This window comes from Microbispora sp. CSR-4 (genome assembly GCF_008033685.1).
GTDB lineage: Bacteria > Actinomycetota > Actinomycetes > Streptosporangiales > Streptosporangiaceae > Microbispora.
Map to the genome: position 1 here is coordinate 1 of NZ_VJVX01000011.1, position 22,203 is coordinate 22,203.

A 22,203-nucleotide genomic window follows, 5' to 3' on the forward strand; every position below is an offset into this window, starting at 1 on the left:
CTGCCTCGTGATGCTCGGCGACGCGATCAACGAGAAGAAGAACGCCGGTCAGGCCAAGGAGTCGCTGGAGGTCGTGGACGTCGCCCAGCTCCTCATCAAATCCATCAAGCAGGGGTAAAGCATCCTTGCCATGATCGTGAACTTTTTGTGGAAAACACCAGTCAAGGCGATGGAATGATCCGTGTTTCATGGAAGAGTGACAAAGGCTTTCTCCACATAACAGGAAAATCACGGTAACCTCAACGTTGGCTCAATCGACGGGGAGGGGGCTGGACGGTGGGCGTGGTCGTCATCGACGCGGAGGTCACCCTGGCGGACGTCCTCTCCCTGCGCCTGTCCATCGCCGAGTCGCTGGCGGACGGCACCCACCTGGTCCTGCGGCAACGCGGCACGGGTGAGGAACGGCAGGTGCCGCTCGGCGCATCGGGCGGGCGCACGAGGGACGCCAGCGTCGCGGTCTCCCTCGCGCCCCTCGACCTCGGTCCCGGCCGCTGGGACACCTACCTCGAAAGGGGCGGCGTCCGCACCCGCATCCAGAGCGCCGACCCCGGGTTCTCGCTCGACCGTCTCGACGCGTACGCGCTGGGCCGGCGGACGCTCGCCTACCGGGCCTACCGCACGCGCAACGGATTCCTGGCCCTGAAGATCGATCCGGCGGAGCCGGTCGCCGACGTCCGCGCGGTGTGGTTCCGCGAGGGGCGCTTCGAGGTGACCGGGCTGCTGGCCTACACCGGCCTGGACGACGACGACCAGCACCGCCACGCCACGCTCGCGCTGCGGCACAGCCACTCGGGCCACGGCGATCCGGACGTCGATGCCGCGGTTCTCGGTGACAGCGGTGACAACGAGCCGGGGCACGGCGATCCGGGGAACGACGATCCGGCCGCGACCGTGCGGTTCGCCGCCACCGTCCAGGGGGTCCGGTTCCACGCCGCGCTCTCGCTGTGCGACGTGCTTGCCGCCACCCCCGACTCGCAGGGCTCCTGGGAGCCCTACCTTGAGGTGGACGGCGTCGACCGCGCGCTGCCGCTGGGCGCGAGGCTCGACGACGTCGAGGGCAAGCGCCGCCGCGTCCACTATCCCCACGCGCTCGTGGACGGCGTGCAGATCCGGCCCAGCTTCACGCCCGCCGACGAGCTGCTGCTGGAGGTGGGCGCGTGAAAATCGCGTTCCTGCTCCCGTCGGCGTACGGCATGCGGGGCGACGTGCGGGCGATGCTCAACCTCGCGGGCGGGCTGGCCGCACGCCACGAGGTCGAGGTGGTGAGCATCCGGCGCACCAGGGAGACGCCGTTCTTCCCGGTCGACCGCCGGGTGACGCTGCGCTGGCTCGTGGACACCCGGCCGGGTGTCCATCACCTGCTGCCCCGGGGACAGGTGCGCACGGAGGTCGCGCTCTGGCGCATGCTGCGGGGCCTGCAGGCCGACGTCCTGGTCACCACCCGGCCGTCGCTGAGCGTCCAGGCCGCCCGATATGCGCCACGAGACGTCGTCCGCATCGCGCGGGAGTGGAGCAGACCGTCGGTGCCCGGCCCGGTGCGCCGGTTCTATCCCCGTCTCGACGCCGTGGTGGCGAGCACGACCGGCCGGCGTGACGAGTGGGCGCGGCTGCTCGACGACGACCTGTCGGTGCACGCCATCCCCGACGCCCTGCCCGCGACGCCCTGGCCGCGCTCCCGCATGGACAACCGGATCGTCAGCGCCGGGGGCAGGCTGGTGCCCGGCAAGTCGTACGACCAGCTCGTGCGGGCCTTCGCGATCGTCGCAGACAAGCGGCCCGACTGGCGGCTGCGGTTGTACGGCGGGGGCCCGGAGGAGCGGCGGCTGCGCGCCCTCGTCCGCGACCTCGACCTGCACAACCACGTGTACTTCATGGGCACCACTCCCGACCTGCCCGGCGAGTTCGCCAAGGCGTCCATCGTCGCCGTGCCGGCGCGCCACGAGGTGCTGGGCATGACCGTGATCGAGGCGCTGAGCTGCGGAGTGCCGATCGTGGGCTTCGACGGATCGCGCGGGCCCGCCGAGTTTCTCCGGCCGGGCCACGACAGCGTGCTGGTCCAGGAGGGGGAGAGCGGCGACGTCGAGCCGCTCGCCTGTGCGCTGCTCACCCTCGTCGACGACGAACGCCGCCGCATGAAGCTGGCGGCCGGGGCGCTGGAGACCGCGTCCGCCCACGCCGCGACGGCCGTCGCCGTCCGCTGGGAAGAGCTCATGTACGGCCTGCGCTCCCGCCCCTGACGAGCGTCGGCGGACGGATGCCCCCGTGCTGTCCCCCGGCCCGTCCAGGAGGGCGGCGAGGCGAACGGCCAGGAGGCTGTCACGGGCGCGAGCGTAGTTGAGTAGGCCGTGCTCATGCGAGGACGATTTCCGGGTGGCAGGCTGGGCCCATGATCCTGAGACCGGCCACCGATGTGACGGATCTGGTCCGCGAGATCCTCGGCGATCCCCTGGCCGAGATCGCGGAGCAGCACGTCGAGCCCATCCACCTCGCTTCCGGGGCCGTGTCGACGGCCTGGCTCCATCGCGTGCGCGGCACGACGACCAGCGGCGTGCGCTGGTCGTTCTTCGTCAAGTCGATCCACTCGATCGAGCACTCGGCCCGGCTCGAGAACATGCCCGAGCAGATGCGGGCCGTCCTGTCGGCGCGGTTCCCCTGGCGGGCCGACGCGGACGTCCACCTCGCCCGTCACCCGCTTCCCGACGGGCTGCGGCTCCCCCGCATGTATCGGCTGGGGGACGACCGGCTCGTCATGTGGCTGGAGGACGTGCCGGTCGCGCCCGCCACGTGGGATCTGCACCGCTACCGCGCCGCCGCCCGCCTGCTCGGCGGGGCCAGTCGGCGGGATCAGTGGGAGGGGGCAGTCAGCGGGGCCAGTCGGCGGGCCGGTCGAGATGTGCGGTGGCGGCGGCGACGGAGTCGTGGATCGGCAGTTCCGTGTCGAGGCCGGTGATCCGGAGCATCCGGGCGAAGCGTCCGTGGGCGCCGCTCAGCGCCAGGCGCCCGCCGGCCGCCCTCACGGCGCTCAGGCCTCCCATGAGGACGCTCAGCCCGGTCGAGTCGCAGAACTTGAGCCCTTCGGCGTCGACCACGATCCGTGGCGGTGTGCGCAGCCCGACCGCCTCGGCCAGGCAGGTGCGCAGTGAGGCGGCGGAGCCCAGGTCGAGCTCGCCGAACAGCCGGATGACGACGACGTCCTGGTCCAGGACGGTCAGCATGGAGAAGATGCCGGGCTGTCCGTGCCTTTCCGGTTCCACCGCGCTCGCCCCTGCCCACTGGCCCTGCCGCCGGGCCGTCGCCTCACGGCCCGCCGGAGCTGCTGTGCGTCCATGATTGCATATGGCAAATGATGCCGGGGCCGGACAGTCAGGGCCGTTCCCTGCGGACGAGCAGCATGGCGGCGTCGTCCGGGACGGGCCCGCCGACGTGCTCGACCAGGTCGCGTTCGAGCATGTCGAGGGCGTCCTGCGGCTCGCGATCGCGCAGCAGGCGAGGCGCCCGGTCGCCCAGGGGATAGAAGTTCCCGTTCCGGTCGCGTGCCTCGTACACGCCGTCGGTGTAGAAGAGGATCTCGTCGCCCTTGCGGAACTCGCATCCGTACGGCTCGGGTCCGGCGTGGGCGAGCGCGACAAGGCCGAGCGGCGGCGCCTCCTGAGTCGGTTCGAGCCACCGGACACGGCCGTCGCGGCCGAGCAGCAGCGGCGGCGGGTGGCCGTAGTTGAGCAGCGCGATCTCGTGCTCGCGCACCTCCGCGAGCACGGCGGTGACGAACTTCTCCCCGCCCAGCCCGCGCGCGAGGTGCTCCTCCAGATGCCGGCCGACGTCGGCGAGCGTCGGCTCGTCGTAGGCGGCCTCACGGAAGGCGCCGACCACCGAGGCGGCCGTCTCCACCGCGTCCAGCCCCTTGCCCTGCACGTCGGCGACGATCAGCCGGATGCCGCCCGGCCCTCTGGCGATGTCGAACAGGTCCCCGCCGATGCGGGCGTCCACCGCGGCGGAGGTGTACGAGAGGGCGATGCGCAGGTCGCCCGCGCGGCGGGGCACCGGGTGGAGCAGCACGCGCTGGGCCGCCTCGGCGACGAGGCGGACGTCCGCCAGCTTGCGCCGGCCCTCGGCCCGGAGCCGGCTGGCCAGCATGGCGGCCGCGGTGACCCCGACGATCGCGACCAGCGTCACGGTGATCCGCGGATGACTGAGCTGGTGGTCGTGGTAGGCCAGCGGCGCGGACAGGACGAGCGCGACCAGCCCGGCCAGTGCGGTGTGGCGTGGCCCGCCCGTCACCGCGGCGAACGCGGGCCCGAGGGTCAGCAGTGGCAGCAGGCCCAGGGACGGCCCGGCGAGCAGGTCGACCACCACCACCGTCGCCATGGCGGCGAACGGCAGCGTACGGAGGACAGCCTGGGTTCCCATCCGCGACTCCAGCGTCGCCACGAGCCGGTTCATGGATGCATTCCCGCGCCCGCCCGCCCTACCCTCGGGATGGAGACGCGCGATACCGGTTATGGGTATCGTTGAAGGATGCACGGGTACAGCGGGGACAAGCAGGCCTATCTCACCCGCCTGCGCCGGATCGAGGGACAGATCCGAGGGCTCCAGCGGATGGTGGACGAGGACGTCTACTGCATCGACATCCTCACGCAGGTCTCGGCGGCCACCCGCGCTCTGCAGGCGGTGGCGCTCGGGCTGCTGGAGGACCACATCGCCCATTGCGTCGCCGACGCCGTCAAGACCGGAGGCCCGGAGGCGAGCGAGAAGGTGAAGGAGGCCTCGGCGGCCATCGCCCGGCTCGTCAGGTCATGATTCCGGCCCGCAGGTCATGGCTCCCGGTCGTCACGTCATGATTCCGGGTCACGTCATGATTCCGGGTCACGTCATGATTCCGGGTCACGTCATGGCTTCGGGTCGTCAGGGTGTCGCTCCGGCGCGTCGCGGTCGGTTCGCCCCTGCTTGATCGTGACCCCGTGTGCCTGACCCCGTGTGCCTGACCGCCGGTGCGTGACGGCGGGTGGATGACGGCCGGTGTGACGACCCATTGGCGGTTGCCCGTTCGTGACGGCTTCGACCGCCCGTACGAGCGGGCGGACGACGAGGACGCCGGTCACCAGGACCCCTACGCCCCGGCACGCCGATCCCGGTGACCATCTGCAGCGGGCTCCTGCTCATGGCGGCACTGGGCGCCCTGACCGCCGTCTTGGACGGGTCATTTCGGTCGAGCAAACCGTCCCGGGCCCACCAGATGCCCGGGACGGTCCGTGCCCTCAGTGCCTTCAGCGGCTCGCCGAAGTCCGCAATCCGAGCGCGTTGTCGAGCTCTTCCAAGGTCAGTCGGTTCTCCGTGATGTTCACGGCCTCCAGCACCTCGGCGTAGAGCGCGATTTCGTCCAACGCGACACGGTCGTGGACCCGAGAGTCCAGGTCATCGTGCCCCACCGCGTCGTCCTTCCTTCCGCAGCCCACACCCATCACGAGGTTACGTCCGGGTACCCTGCCGCGACATGGCCCATCGTGACCATTCCGACCCGCACCCCTCGTCCCTCCGGGACCATTTCCCCGATACTGAGATCACAATTCGATGAAAAAGACGGTGATGGGGGGAAGGGATTGCTAAAGCGGAGGTAAGGACGAAATATCCGAATTGGAGGTTTCGAACAGCCAACTGCCCGACTCGTCCAGGTCGGGCCTGCGCCGATCCGCCGCCTCCTGCGGACGCGGGTCGTCCCGCTGGTGGATCAAGCACTTCACGACCGCGGAGCACACCGCGAAGCCCTCGGACGGCGCGGGCGTGCCGGTCAGGGCACACCAGGCCAGGCCGGCCGCGTACGCGGAGCCGAGCAGGGCGGCGGCCGTCTCCCGATCGGGTGGGATCAGCCCCGGCGGCAGCTCACCGCCGGCCGGCCAGCAGCCCCGCAGCGGATGGGCAGGCTCGGCGAGCGCGAGATAGAGGGCCTGCCGGAGCTCGTCGTCCATCCACGGATAGAGCGCGGTGACCACCTGTGCGGTGTACGAGCTGCCCGGCGCCGCCCAGGCGGGCTCGGACACGCCGCACACGCCGGCCACGTCGGCGGCGAGCAGCGAGGCCGCCACGGCCCGCGGATCCATCCCGCGCGCGGCCGTGTAGCCCAGGGCCTCCACCAGGTCGTACAGCGTGTGCCGGAAGTGCTCGCCCGGCGCCCATTCGGGGAGCGTGGCCGGCACGAGGTGCGGCGGGCAGCGCGCCAGCCAGGCCTGCCGTACGGCGCCACTGGGCATGGCGTGCTGGTCCAGCCAGGGGCTGCCGAGCAGCGGCTCGGCCATCGCGATCAGCGCGTCGGCGCGCGGGCGGAACCGGGGGTCGGCGCGCAGCACGGTGGCGGTCTCGGCCATCAGCCCGGCCAGCCGCAGGCCCGCCTCCCCGGCGCCGGAGCGCATCCGCTCGGCGTAGAGGCCCACGAGCGCGTCGAGCGAGCCCATGGGCAGCCAGCGCACCCAGTCGTCCCCGGGCAGCGGCCGGGCCAGGAACTCGCCGAACATCGACAGCATGACCTCGTTGCCGTCGAAGGCGGGCGCGTAGGCGCACCACATGATCGTGCCCCACACGGCGGCCACGGTCGAGGCCACGTCGCGGGCGAAGACCTGCTGGTAGACGCTGCCGTCGAGAGGGAAGTCCTCCCGGCGCAGCCCGCGGTGGGCGAGCAGCAGTGCGCGGAGCCGTTCGGTGATCTCGTGCGGGACGTCCGGGCCGACGAACCCCTGGGTGGACCCGCGGTCGTACGCGAAGTCGGGGCCCGTGGGGATCAGCACGGGCGGGATGGCCACGCCGGGCGGGCTCGGCCGCGCGGCGGCGCGTACGGCGGGATGGGCCGGGGGAGCGGACAGGTGCCAGCGGCCGTCCACGCGGTCGAGGCGATACCAGCGGGCGTGCGCGCCGAACAGCCACCGGGCGCCGTCGGGGGTGACCAGGGCCCGCTGGGCCAGCGTGTGCGCGCGGGTGACCGGGGGGAGCAGCGTCCACCGGGGGTCGCCGACGACGGCGCGCACGTCGCGCTCCATCGTGGTGAACCCGTCCCAGTGCACGCGGCAGTGTCCTCCGTCCTCGGAGAGGACGGCTTTCGCTTATCCCGGATGAGGCGGCCGGAGCAGGCGGCGGCCAGGCCCCTGACCGATGCCCTCCGGGGCACACGATGCCGGGACGAACCCGGCGGTCCCCTCGCTGGATCCGATGGTAGCCCCCCGGTCCGGGAGGCGGCGGGAGCGCGGTGGGGTGGAGGAGCGGCGGGCGGAGGCCGTCGGTGAAAGTTTCACGCGCCGGGAGGCGGTGAGCAGGACATATGCGTATTTCCCCGGGTTGGAGGGTATCTCCGGGAGCGCCCGCCACTTGGCATGGGCAGCCGTGACGGGTTCCATAGGTGCTCGTGACGGAGATCCAGGAGGCCGGGGCAGCCCGAGAGCGGGACGCGGACGAGGCATCGGAGAAGATGGCGCCCGTGGACACCTATGGCGGCGCGGCGACCGGCGAGCAGACGGGGCCGCACGCGCGCAGGGAACGCTGGGCGGTGTGGTGGCTCATGCGGTCGTCCGACCGCACGGCCCTGCTCATCTGGTTCTTCTGGCAGGTCGCGTCGTACATCTACCTGATCCTCGCGGCGCCGGGCCGCACGGAGGACCCGATCCTCGACCGGTTCAACCGGTACGACTCCTACAACTTCATGGACATCGCGCAGTACGGCTACGACGGCCGGCCGGACGACCCCGACGCGCCGCGGCTCGTCGCGTTCTTCCCCGGCCTGCCGCTGCTGCTGCGCGTGCTGCACCTGGTCATCCCGGACATGAGGCTCGCCCTCGTCCTGATCTCGTTCGTCGCGACCGCCGTCGTGGCGGTGGCGCTGTCGCGGCTGAGCGAGTCCTACCGGGAGGGCAGCGGCCACTGGACCGTGCTGGCGTTCTTCCTCAGCCCGTTCGCGGTGTTCCTGATGGCCGGCTACACGGAGGCGCCGTTCCTCGCGCTGGCCATCCCCGCGTGGCTGCTGGCCCGGCGGGGCCGCTGGGAGGCCGCCGCCGTGTGCGCCGCCTTCGCGGCGTCGATGCGCATCTCCGGGCTCTTCCTCGCCTTCGGCCTGCTCGTGATGTTCCTCGTCTCACGTGACGGCCTGCGCGCCCCGCGCGGATGGCGGAACGCGCCGTGGCTGCTGCTGCCCGGTGTGCCGGTGCTGGCCTACATGATCTACCTCTGGAACCGTACGGGCGACCTGATGGCCTGGAAGTCGGCCGAGGCGCAGTATTGGGGCCGCTATCCCGAGCTGCCGTGGAACGTCTTCATCGACACCTGGCACAGGTCGCTCAACGAGCCCGTCCTGGCGACGTCGTATCGCGAGGAGATCCTGTCGGCGCTCGTGCTGGTTCTGCTGATCATCGCGCGGCTGGTGCGGCGCAACTGGCCCGATCTCGCCTATCTGGCGCCGCAGGCGGTGGCGCTGCTGGCGATGTCGTCGTTCTACATGTCGGTGGGCCGGGCGTCGCTGCTGTGGTGGCCGCTCTACATCTCCGTGGGCGTCGTCGGAAGCCGAAGGCCCTGGGTCATGATGGCCTATCTCGCGGTGGCCGCGCCCGTCTGGGCAATCAATGTCGGAAATTTCACCACAGGTGCCTGGGTGGGTTGATCCACCTCTGACTAGCTTCTCCGTGTATGGGGGTATTTATCGCAGGAGTGGCGGTTGTTGCGCTTGTGGTGGCCGGTCTTCCATCGGCGGCGGACACCTATCGGGTGAACGTCCTCACGTACAACGTCTGCGCGGCGGGCAACAGCGCCGGCACCTGCGTACGCGACCTCACCCCCGAGCGCCGAAAGACCTGGGCAGGTCAGGTCTCCGCGCTGATCCGGTCGAGGAACGTGGACGTCGCCTCGTTCACCGAGATGTGCTACGCCCAGGTGGGCCTGCTCAAGCGTGCGCTGCCCGGCTATCGGCTGGTCTGGTACGGCTACGCGAAGGGCGGCGGGCCGGGCCGCGAAGACCGGTGCCGCACACTGTGGAGCGACCTCACCCCGGACACGGTCCCGCCGGACGGCAAGACCTTCGGCATCGCGCTGGCGCTGAAGAACGGCATCGAGGGCCCGCCGCCGCTGCGGCGGCTGCTGCGCGCCGACCACGCCCCGTCCACACCGGGTGAGACGATCCACCCGCGCGGCCTGCTGTGCGCCACCGGCCGGGTCGGCCCGCGCCGGTCGGTCTGCTGCGTGACCCACATCTCCGACACCGAGACCCCGCGTCAGGTCGTCGATCTGGTGTCGGCGTACGCCGGGGACGCCCCGGTGATCCTCACCGGGGACTTCAACCGCGAGCCCGGCCACAACCAGCTCACCGACGTGTACGGCATGGGTCTCGGCCAGGGCGGCTACACCGAGGTCGACGCCGAGCCGTGCGGGGTCGCGCGCCGGGGCGGCGAGCACACCACACGCGGCGGCCGGAAGATCGACTACATCTTCGCGAGCGAGGCCGACTACCGTCCGGGCGGCGCCGAGGTCGTCAGGACCGACCCGGAGCTGTCGGACCACCTGGCGCTGACCGGCACGCTCATCGGGACCGAACCGAGGCCGCGGCGTGACGGCGGGCCTTGGCGAGGTAGTTATCCGGCGTCCGAGCGAAGGAGGCGCGGTCGTCGTCGGTGAGCTCGCGGACGACCTTTCCCGGGACGCCCGCGACCAGCACGCCCGCCGGGATGCGGCGGCCGGGCGGCACGACGGCCCCCGCCGCGATCAGGGACCCGGCCCCGACGACCGCCCCGCCGAGCACGACCGCACCGATGCCCACCAGCGCGCCGGTCTCGACGTGCGCGCCGTGCACCATCGCCCGGTGACCGAGGCTCACCCGGTCTTCCAGGATCGCGGGCTCCCCGGGATCGGCGTGCAGGCAGCACAGGTCCTGGATGTTGACCTCGTCGCCGACCTCGATGCGTTCGTCGTCGCCGCGCAGCACCGAGCCGTACCAGACGTTCGCGCCGCGTCCGAGCCGCACCCTCCCGACGATCACCGCCCCCGGGGCCACCCACGCCTCGGGGTGGATGATCGGTGTGGCGTCGTCGTCCAGGTCGGCGATGTACGGCATGGGCTTATGATTCCACGGGCCCTCGGGCCGGGCCCGGCGTGTGTCCCGGTTTCGCTGACCGCTCGGGGCGTTCAGGTTGCGATGTGCGACGGATAGCAGGAAAGTCGTGTCCTGGCTGCGTTTACCGTCGTTATCTCCAACCCCAGGGTTTCTCATGACGAATCAGACCGACAACTTCCCCGACCTGATGAGTGACGACTCCTTCGAAGTCGTGATGCGCGGCTACAGCCGCAGGCAGGTCCACGACTACATGGTCCGGACCCGCAACCAGATCCGGGACCTGGAGGAACGGCTCGCCCGCACGATCGACCAGGCGGAGCAGACCCGCCTGGAGCTGGCCGACGCGCGGCGGAGGATGGCGGAGTCGCCGCAGAACCCCGACGAGCTGGGGGAGCGGCTGAGCCAGATACTCAAGCTGGCGCAGGAGGAGGCGGCGGCCAACAAGGAGGCGTCCGAGGCGGAGGCCAGGCGAGTACGCGAGAGCTCGATGGCCGAGGCCGAGCGGCTGGTGACGTCGGCCCGTGAGCAGGCCGACGCGATCAGGGCCGCCGCGCAGGAGGAGGCCGAGCGCCGTGTCGCCGACGCCAGCGCCACGTCGGAGCGGCTGCTGGCGCAGGCGGGCGCGGAGGCGGAGCAGACGCTGGGCTCGGCCCGTGCGGAGGCGGAGGAGACGCTGCGCACCGCCCGCGCGGAGGGGGAGCGGCAGCTCACCGCCGCCCGGATGGAGGCGGAGCGGCTGCTCGCCGAGGCGCGCGGGCAGGCCGAGGCCATGCTGGCGGCGGCGCAGCAGCGGGTGAACGCGCTGGACGAGCACACCGGCCGCCGGGTGGCCTACCTCACCGACACCCACGCGGAGGTCGTGCGCCGGCTCAACGAGATCGGCTCGGTGCTCGGCGACCTGATGCACCGCGAGAGCGCGGCGGGACCGCTGATCGACGAGGCCGCCGTGCTGCCGCCCCCGCCGCAGGTGCACGCCATCCCCGCGGGCGCGCCCGACCAGCGACACGACCAGCACCGGCCCGATCAGCCGCACGAGCAGCAGCCGCACGACCAGGCGCACGGGCAGGCGCACGGGCAGCAGCCGCACGCGCCGGTCGATGACCCGCAGCAGGCCCTGGAGGCCGTGCCGTCCGGGCCCGAGGCACATGACGCCGCCGCCGGTGAGGGGCAGATGGACGGCGACGAGGACGACGCGGTCCTGATCGTGGACGACGGACGCCACGCCAACGGTCACGACGGGCACCACGAGAACGGGCACGGCATGCCGTCGTCGCCCGAGGACACCGACGTCAACCTCGGCCGGGTGCGCCGCGCCACGCCGAACGGCGAGTCGGTCGCCGGTCAGTAAGCGCGACGTGAGCCCGGCCCGGCTGCGGTGACGCGGGTGAGGACTGATAGCGGACTGGTAGCGGAAGCCCCCGCCCCCGATCGGGTCGGGGGCTTCCGCGCTCATGGATCGGCGGCGCGCGCCTCCTGTTCGCGCAGCAGCTCACGCAGCCCGTCGGGCTCGTCGGCGTCGATGGTCATCGCGCATCCCGCCGTCCGCTGCGCGGAGGTGAGCGGGTGGTGCCGGGTCGCCCACCACCGGCCCGCGTCGCTCCGCCAGATCGTCCACTCCGGAAACTCCCGGGCTATCTCGGCGAGGCGTCGGTCCAAGGACATCCGTACACCTTCCCTCGCCTCATGCCCGGGTGCTCTTAGTGCTCTTGACCTCTCCACCTCAAGGTGCGGGACATCTCTAGAGAAATCAATGATCGGTACAGACAGGTCAACGTTGCCTCTTGACCTAGGCGTCGAAGTCGTACTGGAGTACATACGACGCCGCGTCCAGGATCATCTCGTTGACCTCGACGGGCACGCCTCCCTCCGCGAAGGCGACCCGGGTGACGGCGATCACCGGTGTGCCGGCCGGGAGGTTCAGCGACTCGGCCTCCCCGGGCAGCGGCATCCGGGCCCGCACCTCCTCGCTGAAGTGGACGGGAGGCCGGCCGAGCTCGCCAAGCCGGGCGTACACCCCGCCCGGGCCCGTGTCGGGCAGGACGACGGCCGTGCCCTCCACGAGATCGGCGGGAAAGTGGGAGGCCGCGAGCTGCACCGGACGGCCGTCCACCGAGTAGCGGCGGCGGCGCACCCATACCTCGCCGGTGCCGAGCACGCGGGCGACCTGCTCGTTCGCCGGTTCGCGCAGGATCGTCACCTCGTCCACGACGTACGACCGGCCACGGGTGTCGGAGTCCCAGATGGCCAGGCCCTGGGCCCACTGCTCCCGGGAGAGCCGGCGCGACCCGTGGCGGCGGATAGGGCGGAACAGCCGCACGTAGACGCCCGATCCCCGCTTCGGCACGGCGAGCCCTTCGTTGATGAGCACGGCGAGCGCCTGCCGTGCCGTGGCCCGGGCGATGCCGTGCTCCTTCATGAGTGCGTTCTCGCCCGGTAGCCGGTCGCCGTCACCGAGCGCTCCGGACAGGATCTGATCGCGCAGCCGGTCGGCGATGCGGCGATAGATCGGGGACTCGTGATGCACCGACGGGGACTCCGTCACGTTTGATCACCCTCTGTCACCAACGGGGGTTTGGCGTCTCCAGAGAACTTGCCCCGTCTTGTCCACGATCGCACAGAGTCTTGGGTGCGTCTTGTGCTTACTTTTGGCTGATCGTGCCGGTGTGGCGATCTCTGGGGGTTATAGCCGTCCGCATCCATGGAACGGTCCCTTCCGCTATTGCCGGTGCCGGGAACGCTCCGTCATCATGACTACGACAAGATCGGATATTTCGGTACATAATGCGGTGACGAAGGAGTTGCCGATGGTACTCAGCCGGGCCGAATGCCAGGACCTCGACGCCAAGGACCCGCTCCGGGAGTTCCGGGACGAGTTCTCGCTGCCTCCCGGGGTCGTCTATCTGCTGGGCAACTCGCTCGGCGCGCTGCCGAGGCGTACACCGGAGCGGGTGGCGCACACGGTCGAGACCGAGTGGGGGGTGCATCTCGGGGCGAGCTGGAACACGGCCGGCTGGTGGGACATGCCGCAGAGCACCGGCGACCGCATCGCGCCCCTGATCGGAGCGCGTCCCGGCGACGTGCTGGCGGGCGACTCGACCTCGGTGAACATCTTCAAGGTGGTCACGGCCGCCCTCCCGCTGCGGCCCGGCCGCCACGTGATCGTCTCCGACCTCGACAACTTCCCCACGGACCGGTACGTCGTGGAGGGCGCCGCCCGGGCGCTCGGCGCGTACGAGATCCGGGACATCGGCGAGGGCGGCCCTTCGCTGGAGGACGCCCTCGGCGACGACGTGGCGCTCGTGCTGCTGTCGCACGTGGACTACCGGACCGGCGCGGCCAGGGACATGACGGCGGTGACGGAGCTGGTGCGGGCGGCCGGCGCGCTCATGGTCTGGGACCTGTGCCACAGCGCCGGGGCGCTGCCCGTGCGGGTGGGCGAGGCCGACTTCGCCGTCGGCTGCACCTACAAGTACCTCAACGGAGGACCCGGCGCCCCCGCGTACCTCTACGTCGCGCCGCGTCACCAGGACGCCGTCCAGAACGTGCTGTCGGGGTGGCACGGGCACGCCGCGCCGTTCGACTTCGAACCGCACTATCGCCCCGCGCCCGGTGTGCGGCGTTTCGCCACCGGCAGCCCGCCGATCCTGTCGTACGCCGCGCTGAACGCGTCGCTCGACATCTGGGAGCGGGTGGACCTGGACGAGGTCAGAGCCAAGAGCGTGGCCCTGACCTCGCTGTTCATCGACCTGCTGGACGATCTCGTGGACCCGGGGCTCGGGCTCGCCCTGGCCTCCCCGCGCGACCCGGAGCGGCGGGGAAGCCAGGTCAGCTACCGTCACCCGCAGGGTTATCCCGTGGTGCGCGCGCTCGCGGACCGTGGGGTGGTGGGCGACTACCGCGAGCCGGACTTCGTCCGGTTCGGCTTCGCCCCGCTCTACCTGCGCTATGCCGACGTGCACGACGCGGCGACGACGCTGGCGGAGGTGCTCCGCGAGGAGCTGTGGCGGGACGAGCGCTACGCGCGGCGGCTCACCGTCACCTGACGGGGTGTGTCAGCGGCCGCGGCGGGCCAGCCCGGCGACGATGTTTCCGGCCAGTGCCACGCAGCGGTCGCAGATGCGCCCGCCCTCGCCGTGGACCATGTGGACGCGCGGACCCGGCGGCCTGCGGCAGAAGGAGCAGGCGGCGTCGCGCTTCATACGGCGGTTGACCAGGTGCCGGTGGGCGAAGGCGGGCGTGAAACGCCTGCGCGAGCTTCGCCTGATGAACCCGAACCGCTCACCGATGGCGGTCCAGGACGCGCCGGCCTCGCGGGCCCGGCACACCGCGAGATCGAGCAGGGCGTCCACCTCGCCACCCGGTTCGCCGGACAGGTCCCGGCACAGGGTGATCGCGGCGGACAGGATTTCCAGAGGGTCTTCGGGGTCGGATGCGCGCGAGCGGGCCCGCTCGAGTAACTCAGATGCCTCCATGGCCGACACCATAGGCCGCCGCATAAAAACGATCAAGCGACGTACGTGTTCACCGTGCGTAGGCTGGCCAGGTGAGAGTGCCCGAGGAGCGGGCCAGGGAGCTGTTCGAGCAGGCCCGGGTGGCCCGCCTCGCGACCGTCGGGGCCGGGGGCGCGCCGCGGCTCGTCCCGGTCACGTTCGCCGTGCTGCCGGACGGCGAGAAGGGCACCGTGGTGACGGCGGTGGACCACAAGCCGAAGACCACCACCGACCTGCGACGGCTGCGCGACATCCGCGGCAATCCCCGCGTCTGCCTGCTGGCCGACCACTACGAGGACGACTGGGAACGGCTGTGGTGGGTGCGCGCCGACGGGCACGCCCGCGTCGTGGAGGGCGGCGACGAACGCGAGCGGGCCGTGGCGTGGCTGGTGCGCAAGTACGCCCAGTATCGCGATCGGCCCCCGGCCGGGCCCGCGATCCTCGTCCGGGTCGAGCGCTGGTCGGGCTGGTCGTACGGCGAGCCGTAGGCGGGCCGGCGTGGTCAGGCGGACGGGAAGGGGTCGTCTCCCCGGGCGATGGCGTCCAGCATGCGGGTGGTGAGCGCCTGGGTCGCCCGGTGGATGCCGGGGCCGAAGCTGATCCTGGCCACGCCGAGGGCGGCGAGGTCGCGGATGGACGGCACGCCCGGCCGCATGAGCACGTTGACCGGGCCGCCGATCTCCCGGGCGAGCGCGCCGATCACCTCGGGATCGCCCGCGAGGATCGGATAGACGCAGTCGGCGCCGGCCGCGAGGTAGCGGCGGCCCCGGTCGATCGCCGCCGCGAGCCTCTCGTCCGGGGTTCCGGAGCCGTGGATGAAGGTGTCCGCGCGGGCGTTGATCACCAGGCCGGTGCCGGCCTCGTCCGCCGCCGCCCGCACGGCGGCCAGGAAGTCCGCCTGCTCGGCGGCGTCGATCAACGCGCCGGTCGCCGGGTCGGAGTCCTCCAGGTTGCAGCCCGCGGCGCCCGCGGCGGCCAGCCGTTCGACGAGCTCGGCGGGCTTCAGGCCGTAGCCGCGCTCCACGTCGGCGGTGACGGGGACGGTCACGACCCGGCTGATGCGGGCCACGGCCGCGAACATCTCGTCGGCGGGAGCGTCGTGCCCGTCCTCGTAGCCCAGGACTGCGGCGACGGCGGCGCTACCGGTGGCGACGGCGGGGAACCCGGCCGCCTCGACGGCGCGTGCCGACGCGGCGTCCCAGGCGTTGGGCAGCACGACGGGGTCGCCGGGCACGTGCAGCGCCCGCAGGGCGGCCGCGTTCTTCTGCAACTCGGTCACGAAACCACCCTAGAGAGCAGGGTGGGCGGGAACGCCACCGGCTGCCCGGAAATAGGGGGAAGCCGGTCGTGCTTTAAGGGGTCGAGACCGGTGTCGTCGCCTTCCCGTCATTGGATACGCTCGCGAAACCGGCCCCCCCACCCCGTTCGTCAGGAGTGTTTTCATGAGCGACATCGACAGCGCCGCCGACCAGGCCGGAGCGGGCAGCCGTCCCCGAGTGGACTTCTACTTCGACCCCGTCTGCCCCTTCGCGTGGGTCACGTCGCGGTGGATTCTGGAGGTCGAGAAGCAGCGCGATATCGACCTGCGGTTCCGGGTGATGAGTCTTTCCGTGCTCAACGAGGGCAAGGAGGACCTGTCCGACTTCTACCGCGAGGCGGTGCCCCGGTGGCGCGGCCCGGTCCGCGTGTGCATCGCCGCCGCGCAGCAGCACGGCGAGGGCGTGCTGCGCGACCTCTACACCGCGATGGGCACCCGCATTCACAACCAGGACAACAAGGACTACGGAGTCGTCGCCAAGGAGGCGCTCGCCGAGGTCGGCCTGCCGGTCGAGCTGGCCGACGCCGCCGGCACCGACGAGTACGACGAGGCACTGCGCCGCATGCACCACGAGGGCATGGACCCGGTCGGCGACGAGGTGGGCACGCCCACGATCCACATCGACGGTGTGGCGTTCTTCGGCCCGGTCATGACCCGCATTCCGCGCGGTGAGGAGGCCGTCCGCATCTTCGACGGCGCCCTGGCCATGGCGAAGTTCCCGTACTTCTACGAGATGAAGCGCAGCCGCACCACCGACCCCGAGTTCGACTGAGCGCTCCTCACCTCGGCGGCTCCTCGTGGGGCCGCCGGGGTGTCGTCTTGCCGGTGTTCCTGAACAGCGAACGCATGGTCGCCAGCGCCGGAGACCTGTCGTCGGACCGCCAGGCCAGGCTGATCGTCCGGTGCAGGCCCGGCGGGGCGAGCCGCCGTACGCTGAGGGGGTTTTCCGCCAGGTCGGCCACGGTCCTCGGCACGAGGGCGAGGCCCATGCCCCCGCTGGCGAGGGCGCAGGACATGCCGTAGTTGCCCGTCTCGTACGCCACGACGGGCGGCGCCAGCCCCTCGCGGCGAAACAGCGCCTCGAGCGCCTCCCGGTTGGCCAGCCCGCGGGAGCCGCTGATCAGCGGTCGCCCGGCGAGCTCGGGCCACGGCAGCGGCTCGGCCGGATCGGTGAGCGCGTGCCCGGGGGCGGCCACCAGCACCAGCTCCTCCACCAGCAGCGCCTCGACGGTGACCCCCGAGGGGAGTGCGGGGTCGGGCTGATGCTCGTAGGTGTGGGTGAGCACGAGATCCGCCTCGCCGGTGGCCAGCGCGGGCAGCCCCGACGGCGGTTCGTACTCCTTCACATTCACCTCCACGGCGGGGTGAGCCCGCCGGAACGCCGCGAGCACCGGTGGTAACAGGTGGATGCCTGCGGTTGTGAAGGTGCCGATCGTGATGTGCCCGCCGGACAGGCCGGCGAGCGCGGACAGGCCGTGGCGGGCCCGTTCGAGCTCGTCGAGCACCCGCCGGGCGTGCTCCACCAGCAGCTCGCCCGCCGCCGTGAGGGTGGCGCCGCGGCGGTGCCGGATCACGAGTGCGGCTCCCGCCTCCCGCTCCAGCTTGGCGATCTGCTGCGACAGCGCGGGCGGCGTGTAACCGAGGCGGGCCGCCGCCCGGGTGATCGAACCGGCTTCGGCGACCGCCACCAGCGCCGCCAGCCGCGTCACGTCATGCATGAAGCAATGCTTAACACCGCCTCGCCAAATGTGACATACCTCACGAAGGCTTCGCTACCGCATCCTCGTCTCACGACCTGATCGGAACTGAGGGGAACCGGAGGAGCGGATGAACACGACGACACGATCGACCCGGCCGTTCGAGGTGTGCGTGATCGGAGCGGGGCCGCGCGGCATGTCGGTGATCGAGCGGCTGTGCGCCAACGCGCGCCGGCTGCCGCCGCGGGCACGCCTCCTGGTGCACGTCGTCGATCCGTACCCGCCGGGGGCAGGCCAGGTGTGGCGCACCGACCAGCCGGGGCAGCTACTGATGAACACCGTCGCCTCGCAGGTCACGCTCTTCACCGACCCCAGCGTCGACATACGGGGGCCGCTGGAGACCGGCCCGAGCCTGTACGAGTGGGCGCGCCACCTGGTGCTCTTCCCGGACGGCGTCGAGGAGCACGTGCTCGCCGAGGCGCGGCGGCTCGGGCCCGACACCTACCCCACCCGCGCCTTCTACGGCCGCTACCTGCGCTGGGTGTTCGAGCGGGTGGTCGCGCGGGCGCCCCGGCAGGTGGAGGTGCGGGTGCACGCCACCCGGGCGACCGCGCTCGACGACGTGCCCGGCACCGGCGCGCAGCGGGTGGTGCTGGAGGACGGCACCGTGCTCGGCTCGCTCGACGCGGTGGTCCTGGCGCAGGGGCACCTGCCGGTCGAGCCCACGGACGCCGAGCGGGAGGCCGCCGCGTACGCCGCCGCCCACGACCTGGTCCACGTGCCGCCCGCAAACCCCGCCGATGTCGACCTCGGCGACGTACGTCCCGGGGAGGCGGTGCTGCTGCGCGGCCTCGGGCTCAACTTCTTCGACCACATGGCGCTGCTGACGATCGGGCGCGGCGGCCGGTTCGAGCGGGGTGAGGAGGGCCGCCTCGTCTATCGGCCCTCCGGCCAGGAGCCCCGCCTGTACGCCGGATCGCGCCGCGGCATTCCGTATCAGTCGCGGGGCGAGAACGAGAAGGGCGTCGAGGGCAGGCACGAGCCGCTGCTGCTCACGCCGGGCAGGATCGCGTCGCTGGCCGCGCGCTCGGCCGCCCGCGGCGGGCTCGACTTCCGCGCCGACCTGTGGCCGCTGATCGCCAAGGAGGTCGAGACCGTCTACTACGCCACGCTGCTGGCGCGGCGGGAGTGCGAGTGTGTGGCCGATCGCTTCCGCGCCGCCTACCTCGCCTTCTCCTGGGGCGACCCCGGGGAGGCCAAGGCGCTCGACGCCTTCGGCATCGGCGAGGCGGTCCGGTGGGACTGGGAGCGCGTCGCCGAGCCCTACCGGGGCATCGGCTTCACCGGGCCCGACGACTGGCGCGAGTGGCTGACCGCCTATCTGCGCACCGACCTGACCCAGGCCCGCGCGGGCAACGTGAGCGGGCCGCTGAAGGCCGCCCTCGACGTGCTGCGCGACCTGCGCAACGAGGTCAGGCAGGTGGTCGACCACGGCGGGCTCACCGGGCGCTCCCACCGCGACGACCTCGACCGGTGGTACACGCCGCTCAACGCGTTCCTGTCCATCGGGCCGCCGGCCGAGCGGGTGGAGCAGATGATCGCGCTCATCGAGGCCGGTGTGCTCACCGTCATCGGTCCCGGCATGCGGGTGCACGCCCGCGACGGCGTCTTCGAGGCCGAGTCGGCCGCCGTGCCGGGCTCCGCCGTACGGGCCAGGGTGCTCGTCGAGGCGCGGCTGCCCGAGATCGACCTGCGGCGCACGGCCGACCCCCTGCTGCGTCACCTGCTGCGGACCGGCCAGTGCCGGGCGTACGTGATCGGCGGGCGGCGCGGCGACACCGGCTACGAGACGGGCGGCCTCGCGGGGACCCGCCGGCCCTACCGGCTGCTCGACGCGGACGGGCGGGCCCACCCGCGGCGGTTCGCGTACGGCGTGCCCACCGAGTCGGTCCACTGGGTGACGGCCGCGGGCGTGCGGCCGGGGGTGAACTCCGTGATCCTCGGCGACTCCGACGCCATCGCCCGCAGCGTGCTCGCGCTGACGCCCGCGCGTGCCCTGCCGGACCGCCGCCGCGTCGCACGCGTGGCCCCCGGACCCCGTACGGCTCTCGCCGCCTCCGCGTGCGCCGCGACCCGGGCGGGTGTGTGATGAACGAGCTGGATATGGGCCTGCTGGCCCCGGTGCGGGTGGGTTCGGCGGCGGAGCGGGCGACCGGCGACGGCGCGTGGCTGCGCGCGATGCTCGACGCGGAGGCCGCCCTGGTCCGCGCGCAGGCCCGGCTCGGGGTCGTCCCCATGGAGGCCGCGGAGACCATCGGCAAGGTGGCGGAGGCGGGCGGCCTCGACCTCGCGGCCCTGGCCCTGCGCGCCCGCGAGGCGGCCAACCCGGTCGTGGCGCTGGTCGAGGACCTGACGGCGGCCGTGGCGGTGGTGGATCCGGCCGCGGCCGAATATGTGCACCGCGGCTCGACGAGCCAGGACATCATGGACACGGCCGCCATGCTGGTGGCCGCGCGGACCCTCGATCTGATCACCGCCGACCTCGATCGTGCCGCGACCGCGCTCGCCGGGCTCGCGGCGCGGCACCGCGACACGCTCATGCCGGGCCGCACGCTGACCCAGCAGGCGGTGCCCACAACCTTCGGCCTGAAGGCGGCCGGGTGGCTGCACGCCGTACGCGAGGCCGCGGCCCGGCTGCGCCGGGTGCGCGCGGAGCTGCCCGCCGAGCTCGGCGGCGCGGCCGGCACGCTGGCGGGCTACGTGGAGTACGCGCGGATCGCGGGGGTGCCCGGCCCGGAGTCGTACCCGGACCGGCTGATCGCGGCGTTCGCGGCCGAGGTGGGGCTGGCCGAGCCGGTGGTCCCCTGGCATGTCCTGCGCATTCCGATCGCCGACCTCGCCGGGGCGCTGGCCCTCGCCGCCGGGGTGCTCGGGAAGATCGCGGTTGACGTGCAGTCGCTGTCGCGCACCGAGGTGGCCGAGGTCGTGGAGCCTGCCGCCCCCGGCCGGGGCGTGTCGTCGGCGATGCCCCACAAGCGCAACCCGGTCCTCGCCACCCTCGTGCGGTCGGCGGCGATCCAGGTGCCCGCGCTCGCCGCGAGCCTCCACCAGTGCCTGCTCGCCGAGGACGAACGGCCCGCCGGCGCCTGGCACGCCGAGTGGCAGCCGCTGCGCGAGTGCCTGCGCCTGGTCGGCGGGGCCGCCGCCGTGACGGCCGAGCTGGCCGAGGGACTGGTCGCGTTCCCCGAGCGCATGCGGGCCAACCTCGCGCTCACCGGCAGCCTGACCGTCACCGAACGGGCGGCGGCCGTGCTCGCGCCGGTGCTGGGGAAGGTCGCCGCCAAGCGGCTGCTCGGGGAGGCGTCCGCGGAGGCCGCCGCGTCCGGGCGTCCGGTGGCCGAGGTGCTGGAGGAGCTCCTGCCCGTGCCCGAAGGGCTCGACCTGGCCCGGTTGTTCGACCCCGCCGACTACACGGGGGCCGCCGGAGCGCTCGTCGACCGCGTTCTAGGCTGCTGTCCAGACGAGTGAGGAGGCACCGTGACCGGTCGCGCCCTTCCCTTCGGGCCGTCGAGCCCGATCATCCAGGCGCCCATGGCGGGCGGCCCGTCCACCCCGGCTCTGGTGGCGGCGGTGTCCGGGGCGGGCGGCCTCGGGTTCCTCGCCGCGGGTTACCGTACGGCGGAGGACGTGCGCCGGGACATCGCGGCGGTGCGCGAGCGGACGGACCGGCCGTTCGGGGTGAACGTCTTCGTCCCCGACTTCGCGGCGCGGCGGGAGCCGGGTGACGACGCGGCGGTGGCCCGCTATCGCGAGGAGCTCGCCCCCGAGGCCGAGCGGTACGGCGTGACGCTGCCGGAGGCCCCCGCCTGGGACGACGACGCGTGGGACGCCAAGATCGACGTGCTGGTGGACGAACGCGTGCCGGTGGCCTCCTTCACCTTCGGCTGCCCGCCGCCCGAGGTGACGGCCCGTCTCCACGACACCGGAGCCGTGATCATGGTCATGGTCAACACCCCGTGGGAGGCGGTCGCGGCGGCCGAGGCCGGCGCCGACGCGGTGGTGGTGCAGGGCCCGGGAGCGGGCGGGCACCAGGCGGCCTTCCTGACCCCGCCGCCGGACTGGCCGAACTCCTGGACGGCACCCGACGACCTGCCGGAACTCGTGCGGCTCGTGCGTGAGACGACCGATGTGCCGCTCGTCGCGGCCGGGGGGATCATGGACGGCGCGGACGTCGCCGCCGCCCTCGCCGCGGGCGCGGTCGCCGCGCAACTGGGCACGGCGTTCCTGCGCACCCCGGAGAGCGGGACGCATCCCGTGCACAGGGCCGCCCTCGCCGACCCCCGCTTCACCCGCACCGCGTTCACCCGGGCATTTTCCGGACGCACGGCACGCGGCCTGGCCAACCGGTTCATGGCCGAGCACGAGGCGTCGGCGCCCCCGTACTACCCCCAGGTGCACCACCTGACGAAGGGCCTGCGCCGGGCGGCGGCCGAGCACGGCGACCCCGAGGCGATGGCGCTGTGGTGCGGCCACGGTTACCGCCGCTGCCGCGACCTCCCCGCCGCCGCCCTCGTGGACACCCTCATGAAGGAACTCGCGACCGCCCGCGCCTGACGGCCGGAG

At 72.5% G+C, this 22,203-nt stretch carries 22 protein-coding genes; 13 read left to right on the forward strand and 9 right to left on the reverse strand.

Going from position 1 to position 22,203, the window contains the following annotated elements:
- The first annotated feature begins 276 nt into the window (after positions 1-276).
- The 3 genes from FLV34_RS11240 (at position 277) to FLV34_RS11250 (ending at position 2,950) form a co-directional block, all read left to right on the forward strand.
- Positions 277-1,161: a hypothetical protein gene (locus FLV34_RS11240; RefSeq protein ID WP_142649449.1), complete on the forward strand. Its 885-nt coding sequence runs from the start codon at positions 277-279 to the stop codon at positions 1,159-1,161.
- Positions 1,158-2,237: a glycosyltransferase gene (locus tag FLV34_RS11245; RefSeq protein WP_142649448.1), complete on the forward strand. Its 1,080-nt coding sequence runs from the start codon at positions 1,158-1,160 to the stop codon at positions 2,235-2,237. The genes FLV34_RS11240 and FLV34_RS11245 overlap by 4 nt, the downstream gene beginning before the upstream one ends.
- Positions 2,238-2,386: 149 nt before the next feature.
- Positions 2,387-2,950, forward strand: a complete 564-nt coding sequence (locus FLV34_RS11250; RefSeq protein ID WP_142649447.1) for a hypothetical protein — start codon at positions 2,387-2,389, stop codon at positions 2,948-2,950.
- Here the strand turns inward: FLV34_RS11250 and FLV34_RS11255 are convergent.
- On the reverse strand, positions 2,862-3,254 hold the full coding sequence (locus FLV34_RS11255; protein ID WP_221889957.1) for an STAS domain-containing protein: 393 nt from the start codon (positions 3,252-3,254) through the stop codon (positions 2,862-2,864). The two genes, FLV34_RS11250 and FLV34_RS11255, sit on opposite strands and share 89 nt — an antisense overlap.
- A gap of 109 nt (positions 3,255-3,363) precedes the next feature.
- The gene (locus FLV34_RS11260; RefSeq protein WP_205830594.1) at positions 3,364-4,440 is read right to left on the reverse strand and encodes a PP2C family protein-serine/threonine phosphatase; all 1,077 of its coding nucleotides are present in this window, start codon (positions 4,438-4,440) and stop codon (positions 3,364-3,366) included.
- A 75-nt stretch (positions 4,441-4,515) separates the two neighbouring features.
- Here FLV34_RS11260 and FLV34_RS11265 point away from each other — a divergent pair, with 75 nt between their 5' ends.
- On the forward strand, positions 4,516-4,797 hold the full coding sequence (locus tag FLV34_RS11265) for a metal-sensitive transcriptional regulator (RefSeq protein ID WP_142649445.1): 282 nt from the start codon (positions 4,516-4,518) through the stop codon (positions 4,795-4,797).
- Positions 4,798-5,600: 803 nt separating this feature from the next.
- Here FLV34_RS11265 and FLV34_RS11270 read toward each other — a convergent pair.
- On the reverse strand, positions 5,601-7,049 hold the full coding sequence (locus FLV34_RS11270; protein WP_187280605.1) for a hypothetical protein: 1,449 nt from the start codon (positions 7,047-7,049) through the stop codon (positions 5,601-5,603).
- A 338-nt stretch (positions 7,050-7,387) separates the two neighbouring features.
- Between FLV34_RS11270 and FLV34_RS11275 the strand changes: the two genes are divergently transcribed.
- Together FLV34_RS11275 and FLV34_RS11280 are read left to right on the forward strand one after the other, a co-directional pair.
- Positions 7,388-8,632 (forward strand): mannosyltransferase family protein, encoded by a 1,245-nt coding sequence (locus tag FLV34_RS11275; RefSeq protein WP_142649444.1) that lies wholly within the window; start codon positions 7,388-7,390, stop codon positions 8,630-8,632.
- A gap of 47 nt (positions 8,633-8,679) precedes the next feature.
- The gene (locus tag FLV34_RS11280; protein ID WP_222709471.1) at positions 8,680-9,639 is read left to right on the forward strand and encodes an endonuclease/exonuclease/phosphatase family protein; all 960 of its coding nucleotides are present in this window, start codon (positions 8,680-8,682) and stop codon (positions 9,637-9,639) included.
- On the opposite strand, the gene FLV34_RS11285 is transcribed toward FLV34_RS11280, so the two are convergent.
- On the reverse strand, positions 9,545-10,075 hold the full coding sequence (locus tag FLV34_RS11285; protein ID WP_142649442.1) for a gamma carbonic anhydrase family protein: 531 nt from the start codon (positions 10,073-10,075) through the stop codon (positions 9,545-9,547). The two genes, FLV34_RS11280 and FLV34_RS11285, sit on opposite strands and share 95 nt — an antisense overlap.
- 154 nt (positions 10,076-10,229) lie before the next feature.
- On the opposite strand from FLV34_RS11285, the gene FLV34_RS40355 reads away from it, so the two are divergent.
- On the forward strand, positions 10,230-11,423 hold the full coding sequence (locus FLV34_RS40355) for a hypothetical protein (RefSeq protein WP_187280606.1): 1,194 nt from the start codon (positions 10,230-10,232) through the stop codon (positions 11,421-11,423).
- 101 nt (positions 11,424-11,524) lie between these two features.
- Here FLV34_RS40355 and FLV34_RS11295 read toward each other — a convergent pair whose 3' ends face one another.
- Positions 11,525-11,737, reverse strand: a complete 213-nt coding sequence (locus FLV34_RS11295; protein ID WP_079314365.1) for a hypothetical protein — start codon at positions 11,735-11,737, stop codon at positions 11,525-11,527.
- A gap of 124 nt (positions 11,738-11,861) precedes the next feature.
- A complete protein-coding gene (locus FLV34_RS11300; RefSeq protein WP_142649441.1) occupies positions 11,862-12,617 on the reverse strand; it encodes a GntR family transcriptional regulator in 756 nt (251 codons plus the stop codon).
- Positions 12,618-12,879: 262 nt separating this feature from the next.
- Here FLV34_RS11300 and kynU point away from each other — a divergent pair, with 262 nt between their 5' ends.
- Entirely contained in the window at positions 12,880-14,118 is a 1,239-nt protein-coding gene (gene kynU / locus FLV34_RS11305; protein ID WP_142649440.1) for a kynureninase, read from the forward strand.
- Positions 14,119-14,127: 9 nt separating this feature from the next.
- Here kynU and FLV34_RS11310 read toward each other — a convergent pair whose 3' ends face one another.
- Positions 14,128-14,547 carry a ClpX C4-type zinc finger protein gene (locus FLV34_RS11310; protein WP_168066194.1) on the reverse strand — a complete coding sequence of 140 codons (420 nt, stop codon included), beginning with the start codon at positions 14,545-14,547 and terminating at the stop codon, positions 14,128-14,130.
- A 71-nt stretch (positions 14,548-14,618) separates the two neighbouring features.
- On the opposite strand from FLV34_RS11310, the gene FLV34_RS11315 reads away from it, so the two are divergent.
- Positions 14,619-15,053, forward strand: coding sequence for a TIGR03668 family PPOX class F420-dependent oxidoreductase (locus FLV34_RS11315; RefSeq protein WP_142649438.1), 435 nt, complete (start codon positions 14,619-14,621; stop codon positions 15,051-15,053).
- Positions 15,054-15,067: 14 nt separating this feature from the next.
- Here the strand turns inward: FLV34_RS11315 and FLV34_RS11320 are convergent, their stop codons facing one another.
- Positions 15,068-15,844 carry an isocitrate lyase/phosphoenolpyruvate mutase family protein gene (locus FLV34_RS11320; protein WP_147943033.1) on the reverse strand — a complete coding sequence of 259 codons (777 nt, stop codon included), beginning with the start codon at positions 15,842-15,844 and terminating at the stop codon, positions 15,068-15,070.
- Between the two features lie 163 nt (positions 15,845-16,007).
- Here FLV34_RS11320 and FLV34_RS11325 point away from each other — a divergent pair, with 163 nt between their 5' ends.
- Entirely contained in the window at positions 16,008-16,655 is a 648-nt protein-coding gene (locus FLV34_RS11325) for a DsbA family protein (protein ID WP_142649436.1), read from the forward strand.
- A 7-nt stretch (positions 16,656-16,662) separates the two neighbouring features.
- On the opposite strand, the gene FLV34_RS11330 is transcribed toward FLV34_RS11325, so the two are convergent.
- A complete protein-coding gene (locus FLV34_RS11330) occupies positions 16,663-17,601 on the reverse strand; it encodes a LysR family transcriptional regulator (RefSeq protein ID WP_142649435.1) in 939 nt (312 codons plus the stop codon).
- Between the two features lie 109 nt (positions 17,602-17,710).
- On the opposite strand from FLV34_RS11330, the gene FLV34_RS11335 reads away from it, so the two are divergent.
- Genes FLV34_RS11335 through FLV34_RS11345 form a run of 3 tightly spaced genes read left to right on the forward strand, consistent with a single transcriptional unit; the run spans position 17,711 to position 22,194 of the window.
- Positions 17,711-19,729, forward strand: a complete 2,019-nt coding sequence (locus FLV34_RS11335; RefSeq protein ID WP_147943034.1) for an FAD/NAD(P)-binding domain-containing protein — start codon at positions 17,711-17,713, stop codon at positions 19,727-19,729.
- Complete coding sequence (gene pcaB, locus FLV34_RS11340; protein WP_142649433.1) at positions 19,729-21,108, forward strand: 3-carboxy-cis,cis-muconate cycloisomerase; 1,380 nt, start codon at positions 19,729-19,731, stop codon at positions 21,106-21,108. The genes FLV34_RS11335 and pcaB overlap by 1 nt, the downstream gene beginning before the upstream one ends.
- 9 nt (positions 21,109-21,117) lie before the next feature.
- Positions 21,118-22,194, forward strand: coding sequence for a nitronate monooxygenase (locus tag FLV34_RS11345; RefSeq protein ID WP_261985735.1), 1,077 nt, complete (start codon positions 21,118-21,120; stop codon positions 22,192-22,194).
- The last annotated feature ends 9 nt before the right edge of the window (positions 22,195-22,203 follow it).